13 protein-coding genes are annotated in these 15,069 nt (G+C 71.7%); 3 read left to right on the top strand and 10 right to left on the bottom strand.

What is annotated here, in order from left to right; all coding sequences use genetic code 11:
- Positions 1 to 6 precede the first annotated feature (6 nt).
- The 3 genes from OG589_RS37080 to OG589_RS37070 all read right to left on the bottom strand — a co-directional run bounded on the left by OG589_RS37080 (position 7) and on the right by OG589_RS37070 (position 2,953).
- Entirely contained in the window at positions 7 to 612 is a 606-nt protein-coding gene (locus OG589_RS37080; protein WP_405143024.1) for a hypothetical protein, read from the bottom strand.
- A 329-nt stretch (positions 613 to 941) separates the two neighbouring features.
- Positions 942 to 2,492, bottom strand: coding sequence for a phenylacetate--CoA ligase family protein (locus OG589_RS37075; RefSeq protein ID WP_405143023.1), 1,551 nt, complete (start codon positions 2,490 to 2,492; stop codon positions 942 to 944).
- A gap of 77 nt (positions 2,493 to 2,569) precedes the next feature.
- Positions 2,570 to 2,953: a hypothetical protein gene (locus OG589_RS37070; RefSeq protein ID WP_405143022.1), complete on the bottom strand. Its 384-nt coding sequence runs from the start codon at positions 2,951 to 2,953 to the stop codon at positions 2,570 to 2,572.
- Positions 2,954 to 3,305: 352 nt separating this feature from the next.
- On the opposite strand from OG589_RS37070, the gene OG589_RS37065 reads away from it, so the two are divergent.
- A complete protein-coding gene (locus tag OG589_RS37065) occupies positions 3,306 to 4,151 on the top strand; it encodes a hypothetical protein (RefSeq protein WP_405143021.1) in 846 nt (281 codons plus the stop codon).
- Positions 4,152 to 4,400: 249 nt separating this feature from the next.
- Here the strand turns inward: OG589_RS37065 and OG589_RS37060 are convergent, their stop codons facing one another.
- The 3 genes from OG589_RS37060 to OG589_RS37050 form a co-directional block, all read right to left on the bottom strand.
- Complete coding sequence (locus tag OG589_RS37060) at positions 4,401 to 5,648, bottom strand: APC family permease (RefSeq protein ID WP_405143020.1); 1,248 nt, start codon at positions 5,646 to 5,648, stop codon at positions 4,401 to 4,403.
- Positions 5,645 to 6,280, bottom strand: a complete 636-nt coding sequence (locus OG589_RS37055) for a DedA family protein (protein WP_405143018.1) — start codon at positions 6,278 to 6,280, stop codon at positions 5,645 to 5,647. The genes OG589_RS37060 and OG589_RS37055 overlap by 4 nt, the downstream gene beginning before the upstream one ends.
- Positions 6,281 to 6,423: 143 nt before the next feature.
- Positions 6,424 to 8,289, bottom strand: coding sequence for a cytochrome c oxidase assembly protein (locus OG589_RS37050; RefSeq protein WP_405143016.1), 1,866 nt, complete (start codon positions 8,287 to 8,289; stop codon positions 6,424 to 6,426).
- Positions 8,290 to 8,610: 321 nt separating this feature from the next.
- Here OG589_RS37050 and OG589_RS37045 point away from each other — a divergent pair, with 321 nt between their 5' ends.
- On the top strand, positions 8,611 to 8,805 hold the full coding sequence (locus tag OG589_RS37045) for a CsbD family protein (protein WP_405143015.1): 195 nt from the start codon (positions 8,611 to 8,613) through the stop codon (positions 8,803 to 8,805).
- Positions 8,806 to 8,959: 154 nt separating this feature from the next.
- Here the strand turns inward: OG589_RS37045 and OG589_RS37040 are convergent, their stop codons facing one another.
- The 3 genes from OG589_RS37040 to OG589_RS37030 form a co-directional block, all read right to left on the bottom strand.
- On the bottom strand, positions 8,960 to 9,589 hold the full coding sequence (locus OG589_RS37040; protein WP_405143013.1) for a hypothetical protein: 630 nt from the start codon (positions 9,587 to 9,589) through the stop codon (positions 8,960 to 8,962).
- A gap of 530 nt (positions 9,590 to 10,119) precedes the next feature.
- The gene (locus OG589_RS37035; protein WP_405143011.1) at positions 10,120 to 10,572 is read right to left on the bottom strand and encodes a VOC family protein; all 453 of its coding nucleotides are present in this window, start codon (positions 10,570 to 10,572) and stop codon (positions 10,120 to 10,122) included.
- Positions 10,573 to 10,879: 307 nt separating this feature from the next.
- Positions 10,880 to 12,067, bottom strand: coding sequence for a PucR family transcriptional regulator (locus OG589_RS37030; RefSeq protein ID WP_405143010.1), 1,188 nt, complete (start codon positions 12,065 to 12,067; stop codon positions 10,880 to 10,882).
- Between the two features lie 171 nt (positions 12,068 to 12,238).
- Here OG589_RS37030 and OG589_RS37025 point away from each other — a divergent pair, with 171 nt between their 5' ends.
- The gene (locus OG589_RS37025; RefSeq protein WP_405143009.1) at positions 12,239 to 12,631 is read left to right on the top strand and encodes a TIGR03618 family F420-dependent PPOX class oxidoreductase; all 393 of its coding nucleotides are present in this window, start codon (positions 12,239 to 12,241) and stop codon (positions 12,629 to 12,631) included.
- 75 nt (positions 12,632 to 12,706) lie between these two features.
- Here the strand turns inward: OG589_RS37025 and OG589_RS37020 are convergent, their stop codons facing one another.
- On the bottom strand, positions 12,707 to 14,965 hold the full coding sequence (locus tag OG589_RS37020; protein ID WP_405143007.1) for a heavy metal translocating P-type ATPase: 2,259 nt from the start codon (positions 14,963 to 14,965) through the stop codon (positions 12,707 to 12,709).
- Positions 14,966 to 15,069: the final 104 nt, after the last annotated feature.

The following is a 15,069-nucleotide window of genomic DNA, read 5'->3' as shown; positions in this document are numbered from 1 at the left end:
TCCTCGTCACGGCTGCCTCGGGCGCCGCCAACGGTCGTGGGCGGAGATCCATGCCCTGTCCCAGTCCACGTAGCGGCGGCGGTCCAGCAGCCACCGGACCATCGCGAGGTTCAGGAACAGCAGGCCCGCGACCCCGGTCTCGACGCCGAACCCCGCCACCACCGTGTCGGCCACGGTCTGCGAGTGCGTACGCGGCGGAGCCGTCGGACGGCCTGAGGAGTCGATCCACATCTCCAGCGAGGACCCCGCCTTGGCGTGCGCGGGCACGGTCACCACGGCGGTGCGCAGCCGGCCGTCGGGCATGTACCACCGCGCCTTCGCCTTGATGCCGAGGACGGCCCCCTGCGAGGACACCGCGCTCGTGCTGGCCGCGTCCTCCAGCAGGACGGCCGTGACCGCGCTGCGCTGGCCGGGCTCGACGTGCTCGGCCACGACCCCCCGGTGGTAGACGGCGCGGGCGGCCAGGACGGCGGGCCACACCCCGGCCAGCAGGGCCAGCAAGGTGAGGAGCACGACCACGGTCTCGATCCGGTCAGAGCGCCGACGCAGGGGGTTGCGGTCGAACCGGTACCGGCGAACACACCTTGTCGTCCACCTGGCCAAGGATCGCATGGTGAACCTCCCTGTCAGGGAATCTCCATCCAGAGTCGGGTACGGCCGATCCCGCCCGACAGGGTCTTACGACGCCTCCCCGCGGGACGTTCGGCCCTGCCCGCCACCTGCGCCTTCACACGCAACGTGACCACACATCACTAACGTACGACGATGTCGGTCGCGACGGTATACCGGCCCGTCGACGCCACCGTCCGCACGCCTTCTGGGAGTGCCGCTTGTAAACCCCGAGTCAAGGTTCGACGCCGTCGCACGGGCGGGCGTCAAGCACGCGGAAACCGCAAAGCATTCTTTGCGCGCCCAGCAGGCCGCGTGGATGATCGGCAGGGCTATTCGGGGCGGGTGTAACGGTGCTTGACCCCGGGCGGGAAGAACTCCGGGTCCCCCGCCCGCCGTAGCTCGACCGCCGGCGTCTGGTAGGCGTCCGGCACGTAGTGGGCGAACTCGCTGTTCAGGCGCAGAAGCTCGGTCCTGATCGAACCGGCCAGCAGGGATGCGAGGGCCGGGTCGGGCGGCACACCGGGAGCCAGCTCCACGACGACGGAGAGGTGCCGGTCGCGGTCCTCGTCCTCCTCGACCCGGAGGACGAACTTCCCCGTCACCTGGTCGCTGATACCGGGACGTTCAAGGCCGACGGTGACGTTCTCGGGGTAGATGTTGGCACCGAAGAACGAGACGGTGAAGAGGGACCGCCCGAAGACGTACACGAAGGGCAGCACGGGCGCCCCACGAGGCCCGGCCGTTACCGGCTCGTCGTCGCCCCCGCCGGCCGTTCCCGGCTCGTCGTCGCGGGGCTCGGCGAGCGGGTCGAAGTCGTACTTGCGGCAGAACGCCAGCATCCGGTCGTACGACACGATGCCGCCCTCGTCGGCGATGTGGTACCTGACCAGCGGCACGCCGTTGTCCCCGGTGAACAGCAGCGTGCCCTCGTGGGTCTCGAAGTACCGGGTCACGGGGTCGTACTGCACCAGGGTGGGCAGCCGCGAATCGCCGAACAGCTCCCGCGCCGCGTCGGGGTTCCCGGCCAGGAAGCGGCGGACGCGGATGCTGAGCGGCGTCTCGTTGCCCAGCACCCCCGCGTCGGCGGTGCCGTACAGCGAGGCGGAGTCGTGGCACGGCTCGGTCATCCCGGCCCTCCGCCCCACCAGATCACGCCACTGCTCGCTGAACACCTCGCCCGCGAGCACGAGCCGGATGCCGTACCGTGCCCAGTCGACGCCGCGGCCGAGCCCGGCGTCGATGACGTTCTTCACGAACGGCGGGTATCCCAGCAGCACCACCTGGTCGAAGTGCGGCCCGAGCTCGCCCACCACCCGCAGGATCTCGTCGACGTCGTTGCCCGGCGTCGCGACGGTGATCGGATACCCCTTGGCGGCCAGATGGCGGCAGCACGCGGCCGTGTACATGCCGCCCACCCAGCTCCCCAGCGCGAAGCAGATCACCGCCAGGGTCCGCCGCTCGTCGGCGCGGAAGCTCCCGTGGAAGACCTGCTCGAAGCGGGCCGCGACCAGCCGCTCGTCCAGCACGGACCGCGGCCACACGGTCGGCGTGCCGGACGATCCCGACGACACGGCCACCATGTCGCACGCGTCCAGCCGCCCGCCCCTGCACAGCTCAGGCAGGGCGTACCGCCGCTGGTAGGCCTCCTTGACCAGCAACGGCACCCGCTCGAAGTCAGCGGTCGTACGGACCGACGCGGGGTCGAGGCCGTGCTCGGCGAGGAAGCTCCCGTACGCGGGCACCGTCGAGGCCACGTCGTGGAACAGGGCCAGCGCCGCCTCCGCGCCCTGGTCCTCCGGCGCGGTGGACGCGGGTTCGGCCTGGTAGAACTCCCGCAGCCCGGCGAGCACGCGCCCTGGCCTTTCCTCGTCGATCACCATGGCCTCCATCGCGAGCCGATCTCATCAGGCTTCGGCACGGGTCTGATCGCCCGGGCCTCGCCGGCGTGCCGTCCGCGTCAGGATCCGTCGCGGGCCGACGGGGCGGCCAGGGCCGCCAGGCCGTCGAGCACGACCGCCTGAGCGGGCGGGACCTCGACATCCAGCACCAGTCCTTCGCCGTCGCGGGTGAAGGTGAAGCCGAAGAACGAGCAGCACGTGGACTCCCTGGCCGCCAGGTCTCTGGCGATGCGCTCCACCTCGGCCGCTCCGTCGAGGTGAAGGCGCAGGCACGTCGGGGACGGCCGCTCGACCCGGCGTAGCGCGGAGGCGAACAGCCCGTCGAACTCGGCGATCCGGAGCGGCTGCTCGGCGGTCGGCAGCGTGCACGCGCTGGGCACGACGAACAGGTCGGGACGTGAGGATGCCGTCGGTGCCACGGGACGGGCTGGCGGGCGTTCCATCGGTCCTCCAAAGGCCGGCGCTCTCTCAGTGACCAAGAACGTTCCGTTCGACGGTATTCCTCTACCCCGGTGCGGGATCGGACCGGACGGGAGCGCCCGGAAATCTTCCGGCAAGCGGCTCAATAGGCACCGCATAATGATCGTTGCGGCTTCGCGCCCCGGCATGGTCTGGGACGGATGTGACTCATGGGAAGATTGCCAATCTTCGGGAAAACAGTGAAGTTTCCGGACAAGCCGCTGTCGGAACTGCTAAGAAGTTGCGCGGCCAGGATTTTGAGCAGAGAGGTTCGGTATGGACCGCGACGGCACCCCGAGATCCTTCGAAGAGGATCCTCTGAAGCAGACCGGTCCTTTGGGCATCGAGTTGAACGGCGAACCGGAGCGCGCGGACGGCGACGTCCTGTCCGACGGATGGACGCCCGGGCACGAACCCTCTCCCCCCAAGAGCGACGACTCCCCGGAGTTCGAGCGGCCGGACCACACGCAGATCCAGGACCACACGCAGATCCAGGACTACGAGCGGGCCGAGGGGTACGACGGATCCGACGACTACGAGCGGCCCGAGGGCTACGCGCGGCCGGACGACGACGGCTGGGACCGCGACGGGGAGCACGACCCGGACATGGATGAGCGCCGGGGCTTCCTCGGCTCCGGGTGGACCGGCGAGGAAGAGGAGGAGAAGGGCAGCCAGAACAAGCGGCTCATCCTCGCCATGGTCGCGATCATCGTGCTCGCGGTCGCGGGCGGCTGGATCGTGTCGTCCTCGGTGGGCTCGAAGCCCGAGGCGGCGTGCTCGACCGCCGCCGACTGCGCTCCGGCCGGGCAGCAGGGCCCCGAGCTGACCGACGAGCCGGTGGCCGACCCCAGCGCCGATCCGTCGACCGACCCGGCCCTCACCCCCGAAGAGACGGAGACGCCCAGCGAGACGCCCACCCCGACGCCGACGACCTCCCAGTCACGGGTCACCCAGGAGCCCACGACCCGGCCCTCCCCGACGCGCACCCGGGTCCACTCGCCGCAGCCGACGCCGAGGTCCAGCACCCGTACACAGCAGCCGGACGACCCGCGTATCGAGGACGACGAGCCGACCACCGCGCCGACTCCGTCGCCGACGCCCCCGCCGACCACGGAGGCGCCCCCGCCCGCCCCGAGCCCGACGCCGACCAAGAACGGCGGCCTCCTCGACTGGCTCTTCTAAGCAACCCCCGGTCCGCGCAACCCCGGCCCGAGCAAACCCCGGCCCGAGCAAACCCCGGCCCGAGCAAACGCCGGGTCTGAGCAAACCCCGGGTCTGAGCAAACCCCGGGTCTGAGCAAACCCCGGGTCTGAGCAAACTCCTGGCCCGGCCAAACCCGAACCCCGGGTCCGAGTGAACCCCCGGCGGCTCCCCATCGAGCCGTCGGCACGGATCGGCCCCTGTCGGCGCGGGACGGAGACCGCCGGCAGGTCAGCGACGCCGAGCCGCCCTGCGTAAGACCCAGGCGAGCGCACCGGCGGCCAGCACGGCGCTGCCCGCGACCGTCGAGGACAGCGGAAGGCTGAAGGCCAGCAGCAGGCAGCCCGCCAGCCCCGCGAGAGGGACGGCGCGGAGCGGGCGGCCCTCCTCGGCGGACAGGGTCAGGGCCGAGGCGTTGGCGATCGCGTAGTAGACCAGCACGCCGAACGACGAGAAGCCGATCGCGCCCCGCACGTCGGCCGTGGCGGCGACCAGGGCGACCACCGCGCCGACGGCCGGCTCGGCGCGGTGGGGAACGCGGAAGCGCGGATGCACGGCGTCCAGCACGCGCGGGAGGTGCCCGTCCCTGGCCATCGCCAGCACCGTGCGGGAGACGCCGAGGACCAGCGCCAGCAGCGACCCGAGGGCGGCCGTGGCGGCTCCGGCCCGCACGAGCGACGCCAGGGGCGCCGCGCCCGCGGCACGCACGGCGTCCGCGATCGGCGCGGCGGAGTGGGCGAGCCGGTCAGGGCCCAGCACGGCCAGCACGGCGACGGCCACGGCGGCGTACACCACCAGCGTGATGCCGAGGGCGAGGGGGATGGCCCTCGGGATGGTGCGCGCGGGGTGCCGCACTTCCTCGCCCAGCGTGGCGATGCGGGCGTACCCCGCGAAGGCGAAGAACAGCAGCCCGGCCGCCTGTAAGACTCCGCCCACCGTGATCGCCCCGGACGGCACCACTCGCGAGAGGTCGGCCCGGCCGCTCGCCAGGCATGCCACGACCGCCACCGCCAGCACCGCGAGGACGACGGCGACGATCGCCCGGGTCAGCCAGGCGGCCTTGTGCACTCCCACGTAGTTCACCGCCGTGAGCGCCGCCACGGCCGCCACCGCCACCAGGTGCTCGCGCCCCGGCCAGACGTACGCCCCGACGGTCAGCGCCATGGCGGCGCAGCTCGCGGTCTTGCCGACCACGAAACCCCAGCCGGCGAGGTATCCCCAGAAGTCACCCAGCCGCTCGCGGCCGTACACGTAGGTGCCGCCGGAGGCGGGGTAGCGGGCGGCGAGCCGCGCGGAGGAGGTGGCGTTGCAGTAGGCGACCAGCGCCGCCACCGCCAGCCCGGGTAACAGCCCCGAACCGGCCGCCGCGGCCGCCGGGCCGAACGCGACGAACACCCCGGCGCCGATCATCGAGCCCAGGCCGATCACCACGGCGTCGCCGGTGCCGAGGCGCCGCGCGAGCTCATGCGGACCGGTCATCGCACCGGCCGGTCGCCACGGCGGCGACGGATCACGTGGCGGGCGATGACGAGGACGACGAGGGCGAGCACGGCGAAGAACAGGTAGGTCTGGTAGCGGACCAGCTCTTCGTAGATCTTGTTGATGTTGGTGCCCGCGAGGTAACCCGCGGTCGTCCAGGTGCCGACCCACAGGAGCGCGCCGAGGACATTGAAGGTGAGGAAGCGGCGCCACTCGACGCCCGCGGTGCCGGCGACGAGGCCGTTGACCTGGCGCAGGCCGTCGATGAAGCGGGCCACGGTGATGATCGGGGCGCCGTGTCGGTGGAAGAACGCCTCGGCCGCCTCGAACCGCTTCTCGGGAAGGAAGATGTAGCGGCCGTAGCGGTGGACCAGCGCGCGGCCACCGCTGCGCCCGATGAGGTAGCCGATGTTGTCGCCGATGACGGCGGCGGCCAGGGCGATCGTGGCGACGGCCACGACGTTGAGCTGCCCCGCCCCGGCGTACACGGACGCGGCGATCAGGATGGTCTCCCCTGGGACGGGGACCCCGAAGTCCTCAAGGAAGACCAGCGCGCCGACGACCAGGTAACCGTACTGGTCGAGCAGCGGGGCCAGGTGGGCCAGAGGACCCGGCAACGGTGGCGGCGCCATGTGATCACTCTACGTGCCGACACGGTCGCTCAGTCGGCGCCTGTGGACAGCCACGCCCACAGTGCGGCAGCCTGCACGGTTTGTCAGGTTCGCGCGGCGGCGCCTGTGGATACTCACGGCCGCGCGGCGGCGCCTGTGGATACTCACGGCCGCGCGGCGGATTCCTGGGCCGACACCCGGCGTCGGGCGCCGCGCCGCCAGACCACCATGACCACCAGCAGCGCCACGATGGTGAGGGCCGACAGGCCGACCCCGAGGGCGGCGCCAGCCCGCTGGTCGGCGGCGCGCTCGGGAGCCCACGGGAAGGCCAGGATGTCGTACCAGCCCTGCCCCTGGATCGGCCCCGCCAGGAACACCAGGGCCATCCACGCCTGCAGGGCGAGCGCGCCCATGAGCATGCGGGTGCGCACCACCGGGCTGATCGCCCTGGGCAGCGGATCGAGGCCCAGCGCGACGCCGAAGAACCACATGCCCGTCACCACCACGACGATCTCGGCGACCAGGCGCACCGCGAGACTCGACTGGGCAGGCTCGAACAGGCCGGTGACGTAGAGGAGCAGGTACGGCACGGCGTAGGCGGCGAGCGCGACCAGCGGCTGGGTCAGCCGGACCGCCACGGGGCCGTCGCCCGCCTGCCTGAGGAGCGGCACGGCCTCCTGGAAGGGCGTCAGAGGAGCACCGAGGGCCAGCAGGGCCGGGCCCACGGTGCCCAGGAGCGCGTACTGCAGCGCGTGCATGGAGAAGATCGCGGGTCCGTACGCCGACACGCCTCCGGCGGCGGCGTACAGCAGGACGAGGAGGCCCGCCATCGCGGCGACCGTGCGGCCGGGCGGCCAGGCCTCGCCGCGCCGGGTGAGCCGCCGCACGCCGACGAGGTAGGCGACCGCGAGGCCCACCACGGCGAGGATCAGCAGGGGATCGGGCCGCGTCTCTGTGAGGAGCCGCCAGGGGCTGAACCGCGGCAGGGAGTAGCCGAGCAGCTCGTGCTGGCTGTGGGCCCCGCTCTCGCGCGGCGGCGGGGTGCGCGACAGGGCCACCGCCAGCGCGATCGTGCAGGCCATCACCCCGACCTCACCGGCGGCGAGCCGCAGGAAGGGCCGCGAACCCGACCGGGTGCCCTCGGCGGCGGGGGCCTCCAGTGCCGCGATCGTGGTGCGGCGGTGCCGCAGGCCGAACCATCCCAGCGCCACGAGCGCGACGAGCTTGCCCAGCACCAGCAGCCCGTAGCGCGACTGCCAGAGCTGAGCGGGCGAGCCGAGCCGGATCCAGGCGTTGACCAGCCCAGAGGCGCCGACGGCGACGAAACAGCAGAGCGCCAGGGCGCTGAACCTCCGTACGGCCGCGACGAGCGTGTCCGACCGGCGCAGGTGGATGACGATCCCGAACAGGCCTCCCACCCAGACCGTCACTCCGGCGATGTGCAGCATCAGGCTGGAGACGGCGATGTTGTGATCCGCGGCCGAGGCGGAGTGGCCGACGTACGCGGGCGGCAGGACCGCGAAGATGGCGATGGCGAGCAGCGCGCCCCGGCCCCAGAAGCCGACCGGCAGTGTCGTGGCGCCGGCGATCACCAGGGCGAGCAGCGTCACGAGCATGAACGCCTGACCCTGGGGGACCTCCGTGCTGAAGGTGAACAGGAAGCCCGACTGCAGCGCCTCTCCGACGGGGAGCCCCAGAAGGTCCGAGAGGGTGAGGATCTGCGTGACCTCCGCGCTGGCCGCCCACGCGAGGGCCCAGTGCCCGGCCGCGCGGGTGATCTCCCGCCGGGAGGCCGCGTCACCCGCCAGCGCAACGGCCGAGAGCAGGGTTCCCACCGTCGCGACCGCGCAGACGTCGTGGACGACCCTGACGACGGGAAGGCCCAAGGTCGTGAGCACGCCCGGAGAGGGCAGGCCCGGGATCTCCTCCCTCGGCCAGCCTCCGCCGAACCACATCGCCAGAACGAGCACGGCGAACGCCGCGACGCCGACGAGCAGGAACACGGCCGAGCGCCGCCGGGGAGAGGTCATTCGCCTGCTTCCTCGTTTCAGGACCGCACTGTGCGCGGTTGATCGCCTGTGATCGAGTATCTCCGTATTCTCCGGCCGGGGCGAGAGCCTTTCGCAAGGGGAACCATCTTTCCCACGCGAACCCCCCTGACCCTCCTGAAACAGGTCACGACCGTGGCGTAGGCGATGGCCGCCCCGCGAGCACACAACCCCGTCCCCACCTGGCCTTTTGTTCGACCATGGCAGATCTTGATGCACCGGTGAGGCCCGGATCGCGTTTACCGCCCTGCTCACCGGACAGGGGCAATATCGGACAGACCAACTGCCGAAGGGGGACAGATCATGGGCGCCGACGACAAGATCTCGAACAAGGCCGAGCAGCTCAAGGGCAAGGTCAAGAAGGGTGTGGGCGACGCCACCGGCGACGACGAGCTCCGCGCCGAGGGCGAGGCCGACGAGGCCAAGGGCCACGTCAAGCAGGCCGGCGAGCGCGTGAAGGACGCCGCCAAGAACGTCAAGGACGCCTTCAAGAGCTGACGCCCGCCGAGCGCCTGCGCCGCTCCGGGTTCCGCCCGCCGGACACCGGCGAGGCTGAGCCGGCGCCGGACCGGCCAGAGGACGACCGCGACAGCGGCGGAGCCCCGGATGCCACGGGGCCTCCGCCGCTGTCGCGCCGCGACCCGGCCCGCGTTTACAGGGATCGGCGGAGCTTCGCCACCATGTCTTCCTTGTAGCGGTTCGCCTCGGCCAGCGTGGCCCCCTCGCGCAGCGCCGTGACGACGTCCTCCTCGGCGTCCGCGTACATGTAGGAGTCGGCGAAGACGTCCGTGGAAGGAAGTGCGACCACCCCTGCGCCGTCCATGACGATGGAGGTGCTCTCGTCCACCATCACACCGGCGATCTCCACCGGGCGTCCGACCGACGCCACGTGCACCTCGGGTCCCGGCCCTGCGGTGGCCTCGTACAGCGCCCACACGGGCAGGCCGAGGTCGCGGAACGCGTTGACGTCGCGAACCCCGCCCTCCACCAGCAGGCCGGCCGCTCCGCGGGCGAGGGCCGCGCGGGTGAGGATCTCGCCCCACACCGCTCCCGCCGCCGCCCGAGCGCCCGCGACGACGACCACCCGGCCCTCCAGATCCTCGTCCATGACGCAGTGCAGGGCCGCGAGACCGTCGTCTCCCGGCCCGGGCGCGAGCCGTACGGTGCGGGCCCTGCCGAGCAGGCCCAGCGATCGGTGGATGGGGCGCAGCGGCGGGCTGAGCCAGCCGGTTTGCCCGCGCAGTTGCAGGACGTCCGCGATCGCGGTGGTAGGCGGAACCACGGTATCGATCACCTCTTATGGAGAAATTTCCGGATCTTGCCGACTGGGGTACAGGGGAGGCCGGCCCCCGGTGACGAGTCACAGGCACGGAGCGATCGGCCCATCGTCCGGCCCCCTGACCGGTGACTTATCCGGGCCCCGGACCGGTGACGGGGCTCGGATCTGTGAATACGGACGGCGAATCCCCGCACGGGCTCCCCGCGGGTGGATCTCCGGCGCGAAGGTGTGGAACCCCGTGGACGGAACGCGAACCCGCCCGCCTCCTCCGCACCCGTGTGAGCGTGCCACGCTCCCACGGTGGAGGTGTGCTGCACGGTGCTTCCTCTCCCATGCCTCGGAACGGCCGTCCCGGTGCTGCCTGTGGAACGTGACGTTCACTCTGATGCTTGACGCTGCGTGAAAGATCCGTGAAATACAAATCCGGGATGATTTGTGGGCCAGTGAAGCGGTTCACCCGAGGCGCGTGCGCCGTTCGTGGTATCCGGCGCCCGAGCCCGGCGGTCCACTCGACGGCGACCACCTATGGGAGGTCACTGACCCCAAAGGGTGCGGACCTCCTCGAACACCTTCTGGTTGTGGGAGATCTCGACGACGTTCCCGTCGGGATCCTTGAGGGCGCAGATGTAGCCGACCGGCGGCGGCAGCTCCATCGGGTCCCAGTGCAGGCAGCCCAGCTCCCGGGCACGCCGGGCGATCTCGTCCACGTCCTCGCGGTGGGGCACCTCCATGCCGAGATGGGCGAACGGCGAGAGCTGGGGCTGCGGCGTGCCTCTGTCCTTGGCGAACTCCACGAGGACGAGCACGAACGGCGTCTCCGCCTGCTTGTCGTTGGACAGCCAGGCGTTGCGCCCGTCCTTGTCCTCGTGGGTCGAGACCACCACGAGAGGGGTCATGGTCGTGTAGAACTCGATGGCCTTGTCGAGGTCGCAGCTTGGCAGCGCGATGTGCGTCCAGCGTGCCTCGGTGAGCTTCTTGCCGAGCACCAGTGCCTCCTTGAGCCGTTCAGTGCCTGGTCGCCAGGCCCGTCGGGTCTTCAGGTCCTCTTTGGTTCTTCCCCCAATCCTGGTCGGCGGGCCCCCCGCCGGCGCGAGCGGCGTGGCCATATCCTCGCCGGTTCGGCCGCATCCTGTGCCGGGCCTTCCCTCCCAGGCGCTTGGCGTTCGAGGGCGACGTCTCGGACGCTACGTCCGGCGTCCGCGTGCCCTCCATGTGCTCACAGCCCAAAGATCGGCCGCCCCGTGCCCGATCTGGCTGGGAATGTTGCACGTGAAACCTTTCGTGCGCAATGTTTCACGTGACACCATCGTTCTCGGAGAACACCTGGAGCAACTCGCGCGCGATGAGCGCGGTCTGCAGGTGGTGCGCCATGGTCGGGTCCAGGGGGTCGGCGCCGAGGAGCTGCCTGATCTGCCCGATCCGGTAGCCCACCGAGTTGCGGTGCAGGTGCAGCAGGTCCGCGACCGCCGCCCGGCTGCCCCTGGTCGAGAGCCACGCGTCGAGCGTCAGGACCAGCTCGGGACGGTCCAGGATCGGCCCCAGCTGCTGGTCGACGAACGCCTGGAGCCGGTCGGGCGGCACGGCGAGCAGCAACTGTGCCAGCCCGAGCGACGAGTGCAGCAGCTCGGTCTCACCGGGACGCCTTCTGAGCAGGCCGAGCACGGTCTCCGCGTCCCTGAAGGAGCGGGGCGTCTGCGCGGGACCCGACACCACAGGCCCCGTGGCCGCGAGCACGGTGCCCTCTCCCACCATGCCCTGCAGGCGGTCGCGGATCCGGCTCACTTCGCGGGGGATGTCGCCGGTGAGCACCGTCCAGCCCTCGGCGCCGTTCTGCCGGACCGGCATCTCCAGCCAGGACAGGGCCGTGGACCAGGTGTGCCGGTTGGAGCCGTCGTAGGCGAAGACGGCGGCCGCGTGGGGCTGGTCGAGGTGGACCCCGAACCTGGCCGCCGTCCGCGTCACCTCCTCGGTGCCCCGCAGCGCTCCGAAGCGCAGCTCGTCGATGAGCCTGCTCGCGGTCTCGGACTTCGCCACGGACGAGGCGTCCCGGCGTACGGCCTCGATCGCCACGGCGGTGGAGGCGGCCCGCAGGTACGGGACCAGGTGGTCGGGCAGCGGCTCGGCCAGCAGCAGCAGCCCGACGCGGCGCTGGCCCGCCCACACGGCGAGGGCACGGGCCTCCCACCCGTCCGGGCAGACGACCCGCACCGGGTCCGGTTCCGCGAACGCGCGCCTCACCTCGGCGGGACTCATGGTGGCGTCGCCGCCGTCGGTGGCATGGAAGACGCCGCCGTGCACCCCGACCAGCCGGGCCGCCCTGCCGGTCTCGTCCGCGATCCTGCGCAGGATCGAGCGCCAGCCGTCGCCGCCCAGGGCCAGGTCGTTCAGGGCCGAGGCGAACTCCTCGACGCTCGCCGAAGTGCTCCTGTTCCGGAGGCGGCCGGAGCTGTCCTGCGCTTCGGAGCCGCCCAGACGATCCACCAGACCTCCACGATTTGGTCCTACCGAGCAAAGTAGGACACATCCCGATGTTTGCCATCGTCTTTCGGCACCCTCGCCGCGTCCGACGCCGATCTCATGCGGTGGAATGGTCCGATGTCCCGGTGTGTTCGCCAGTTTCGAGGCGAACCGCCGAAACCTGAGGAGACGTAGATGAGCAAGCTGAACGACGATGCCAAGGCGCTGATCGCCCGGCCCGTGCACGCCTGGGTGACGGCGCACCGTCCCGACGGGTCGCTGCACAACACGGTGGTGTGGGTCGACGTCGACGGAGACGACGTCATCTTCAACACCGCCGTCGGACGGGCCAAGGAGCGCTACCTGCGCGAGGACCCCCGGGTGTCGGTCAGCGTGCTCGACCCCGACAACGCCTTCCACCTGGTCAGCGTCTCGGGCAAGGCGCGGTTCGAGCTCGAGGGCGCCGACGACGTCATCGACGGGCTGGCCAAGAAGTACCTCGACGCGGACTCGTACCCCTTCAGGACGGCGGACGAGCAGCGCATCACCGTACGCGTCACCCCCGAGCAGGTGATCCACAACGCCTGACCCCGTCCGGCGAGCGCCCGCCCGCGCGTCCGCGACCCGGCCATCGGTACGGGCGGACGCGCGGGCGGGTGAGGCTCAGGCGAGCGGGGTGAAGCGGCGCAGCCGGAGGCTGTTGCTGACCACGAAGACCGAAGAGAACGCCATCGCGGCACCCGCGATCATCGGTGACAGCAGCCCGGACGCCGCCAGCGGGATGGCCGCCACGTTGTAGGCGAAGGCCCAGAACAGGTTGCCCTTGATCGTGCGGAGCGTGCGGCGGGAGAGCCTGATCGCGTCGGCCGCCACCCGCAGGTCCCCGCGTACCAGGGTCAGGTCGGAGGCCTCGATGGCCACGTCGGTGCCGGTGCCCATCGCCATGCCGAGGTCGGCCTGGGCGAGCGCCGCCGCGTCGTTGACGCCGTCTCCCACCATGGCGACGACCCGGCCCTCGGCCTGAAGGCGCTTGACCACGTCGACCTTCCCGGCGGGCAGCACGTCGGCGATCACGTCCTCGGCCGGCACGCCGACCGAGGCGGCGACGGTCTCCGCCACGGCCTGGTTGTCCCCGGTGAGCAGCACGGGGCGCAGCCCGAGCTCCTTCAGCCGCGAGATCGCCTCGGCGGAGGTCGGCTTGACCACGTCGGCGACGGTCAGCACGGCCCGCGCCTCCCCGTCCCAGCCGACGGCGACGGCGGTCTCGCCACGCGCCCGCGCCTCGGCGACGGCACGCTCTAGATCGGCGGGAAGGCCCTGCGACCGCTCGGCCAGCAGCTTCGGCCTGCCCACCAGCACGGCATGGCCGTCGACGACCCCCCGCACGCCGAGCCCCTCGATGTTGGCGAACCCCTCCACCGAGGCGAGGCCAGCGCCGTCCCCTTCCCGGCCGGCGAGCGCCGCCCTGGCCACGGCCTGGGCGATCGGGTGCTCGGAGGCGGCCTCCAGCGCTCCCGCGAGCCGCAGCACCTCGTCGCGGCCGGCCCCAGGCGCGGTGACGACGTCCACCAGGGTCATCTGACCGGCGGTCACGGTGCCCGTCTTGTCGAGCACGATCGTGTCCACCCGCCGGGTCGACTCCAGCACCTCGGGCCCCTTGATCAGGATGCCGAGCTGCGCCCCGCGCCCGGTGCCGACCATCAGCGCCGTGGGCGTGGCCAGGCCGAGCGCGCACGGGCAGGCGATGATCAGCACGGCCACCGCCGCCGTGAAGGCCGCCGCGGCGCCGTTGCCCGTGCCGAGCCAGAACCCGAGGGTGCCGAGCGAGAGCGCGATCACGATGGGCACGAAGAAGGCGGAGATGCGGTCGGCCAGCCGCTGGACCTCGGCCTTGCCGTTCTGCGCGTCCTCGACGAGCCTGGCCATCTGGGCGAGCCGCGTGTCGCCGCCGACGCGGGTGGCGCGTACGACCAGGCGGCCCCCCGCGTTGACGGTCGCGCCGGTCACGGTGTCGCCGGGCCGTACCTCGACGGGGACGGACTCCCCGGTGAGCATGGAGGCGTCGACCGCCGAGGCGCCCTCCTCCACGACCCCGTCTGTGGCGATCTTCTCGCCGGGCCGTACGACGAAGGTGTCGCCCACGGCCAGCAGCTCGACCGGGATGCGCCGCTCGCGGCCGTCACGCAGGACGGCGACCTCCTTGGCGCCCATCTCCAGCAGTGCCCGTAGCGCGCTCCCCGCCCTGCGCTTGGACCTGGCCTCGAAGTAGCGGCCTGCCAGGATGAAGGTGACCACCCCCGCGGCGGCCTCGAAGTAGATGTCGCCCGCGCCGTTCCCCCGGGCGAGCGTGAACTCGAACCCGTGCCGCATGCCCGGCATGCCGGCCGTGCCGAAGAAGAGCGCCCACAGCGACCAGCCGAAGGCCGCGAGCGTACCCATCGAGACCAGCGTGTCCATGGTGGCCGTGCCGTGCCGCAGATTGGTCAGCGCCGCCCGGTGGAACGGCAGGCCGCCGTACACCACGACCGGGGCCGCGAGGGTGAGCGACAGCCACTGCCAGTTGTCGAACTGCAGCGCTGGGATCATCGCCATCGCGATCACGGGAACCGACAGCAGGATCGACACGATCAGCCGCTGCCGCAGCGGGGCCAGTTCGTCGCGGTCTTCGGCCGGAGGCTCGACGCTCGGCAGCTCCGCGGAGTACCCCGCCTTCTGGACCTCGGCGACCAGATCTTCCGGCCGCACCTCGCCGTCGTAGACGACCTTGGCCTTCTCGGTGGCGTAGTTCACCGTGGCGGTCACGCCGTCGAGCTTGTTGAGCCTGCGTTCGATGCGGGAGGCGCACGAGGCGCACGTCATGCCGCCGATGGCCAGCTCGATCTGGCCGCCCCCGGCGGACGGCCTCGTGGTGACGGACGTCATGGCGTCTCCTCCCGCTCGCCTCCAATAGTGCGCGACCCCGGGTCGCGGGCGCCAATCGCGGCCTGCCCTTTTGCCCGGGAACCATACCCCCCTACAGTACGTGG

The sequence above is a fragment of the Sphaerisporangium sp. NBC_01403 genome, from assembly GCF_045040145.1.
GTDB lineage: Bacteria > Actinomycetota > Actinomycetes > Streptosporangiales > Streptosporangiaceae > Sphaerisporangium > Sphaerisporangium viridialbum.
This window is presented reverse-complemented; position numbering and strand designations above follow the sequence as displayed.

Excerpts from the sequence above, each read along its gene's own strand:
- OG589_RS37055 (WP_405143018.1), bottom strand. The coding sequence starts at position 6,280 with ATGGCGCCGCCACCGTTGCCGGGTCCTCTGGCCCACCTGGCCCCGCTG.
- OG589_RS37020 (WP_405143007.1), bottom strand. The coding sequence starts at position 14,965 with ATGACGTCCGTCACCACGAGGCCGTCCGCCGGGGGCGGCCAGATCGAG.
- OG589_RS37080 (WP_405143024.1), bottom strand. The coding sequence starts at position 612 with ATGCGATCCTTGGCCAGGTGGACGACAAGGTGTGTTCGCCGGTACCGG.
- OG589_RS37060 (WP_405143020.1), bottom strand. The coding sequence starts at position 5,648 with ATGACCGGTCCGCATGAGCTCGCGCGGCGCCTCGGCACCGGCGACGCC.
- OG589_RS37050 (WP_405143016.1), bottom strand. The coding sequence starts at position 8,289 with ATGACCTCTCCCCGGCGGCGCTCGGCCGTGTTCCTGCTCGTCGGCGTC.
- OG589_RS37025 (WP_405143009.1), top strand. The coding sequence starts at position 12,239 with ATGAGCAAGCTGAACGACGATGCCAAGGCGCTGATCGCCCGGCCCGTG.
- OG589_RS37070 (WP_405143022.1), bottom strand. The coding sequence starts at position 2,953 with ATGGAACGCCCGCCAGCCCGTCCCGTGGCACCGACGGCATCCTCACGT.
- OG589_RS37045 (WP_405143015.1), top strand. The coding sequence starts at position 8,611 with ATGGGCGCCGACGACAAGATCTCGAACAAGGCCGAGCAGCTCAAGGGC.
- OG589_RS37075 (WP_405143023.1), bottom strand. The coding sequence starts at position 2,492 with ATGGTGATCGACGAGGAAAGGCCAGGGCGCGTGCTCGCCGGGCTGCGG.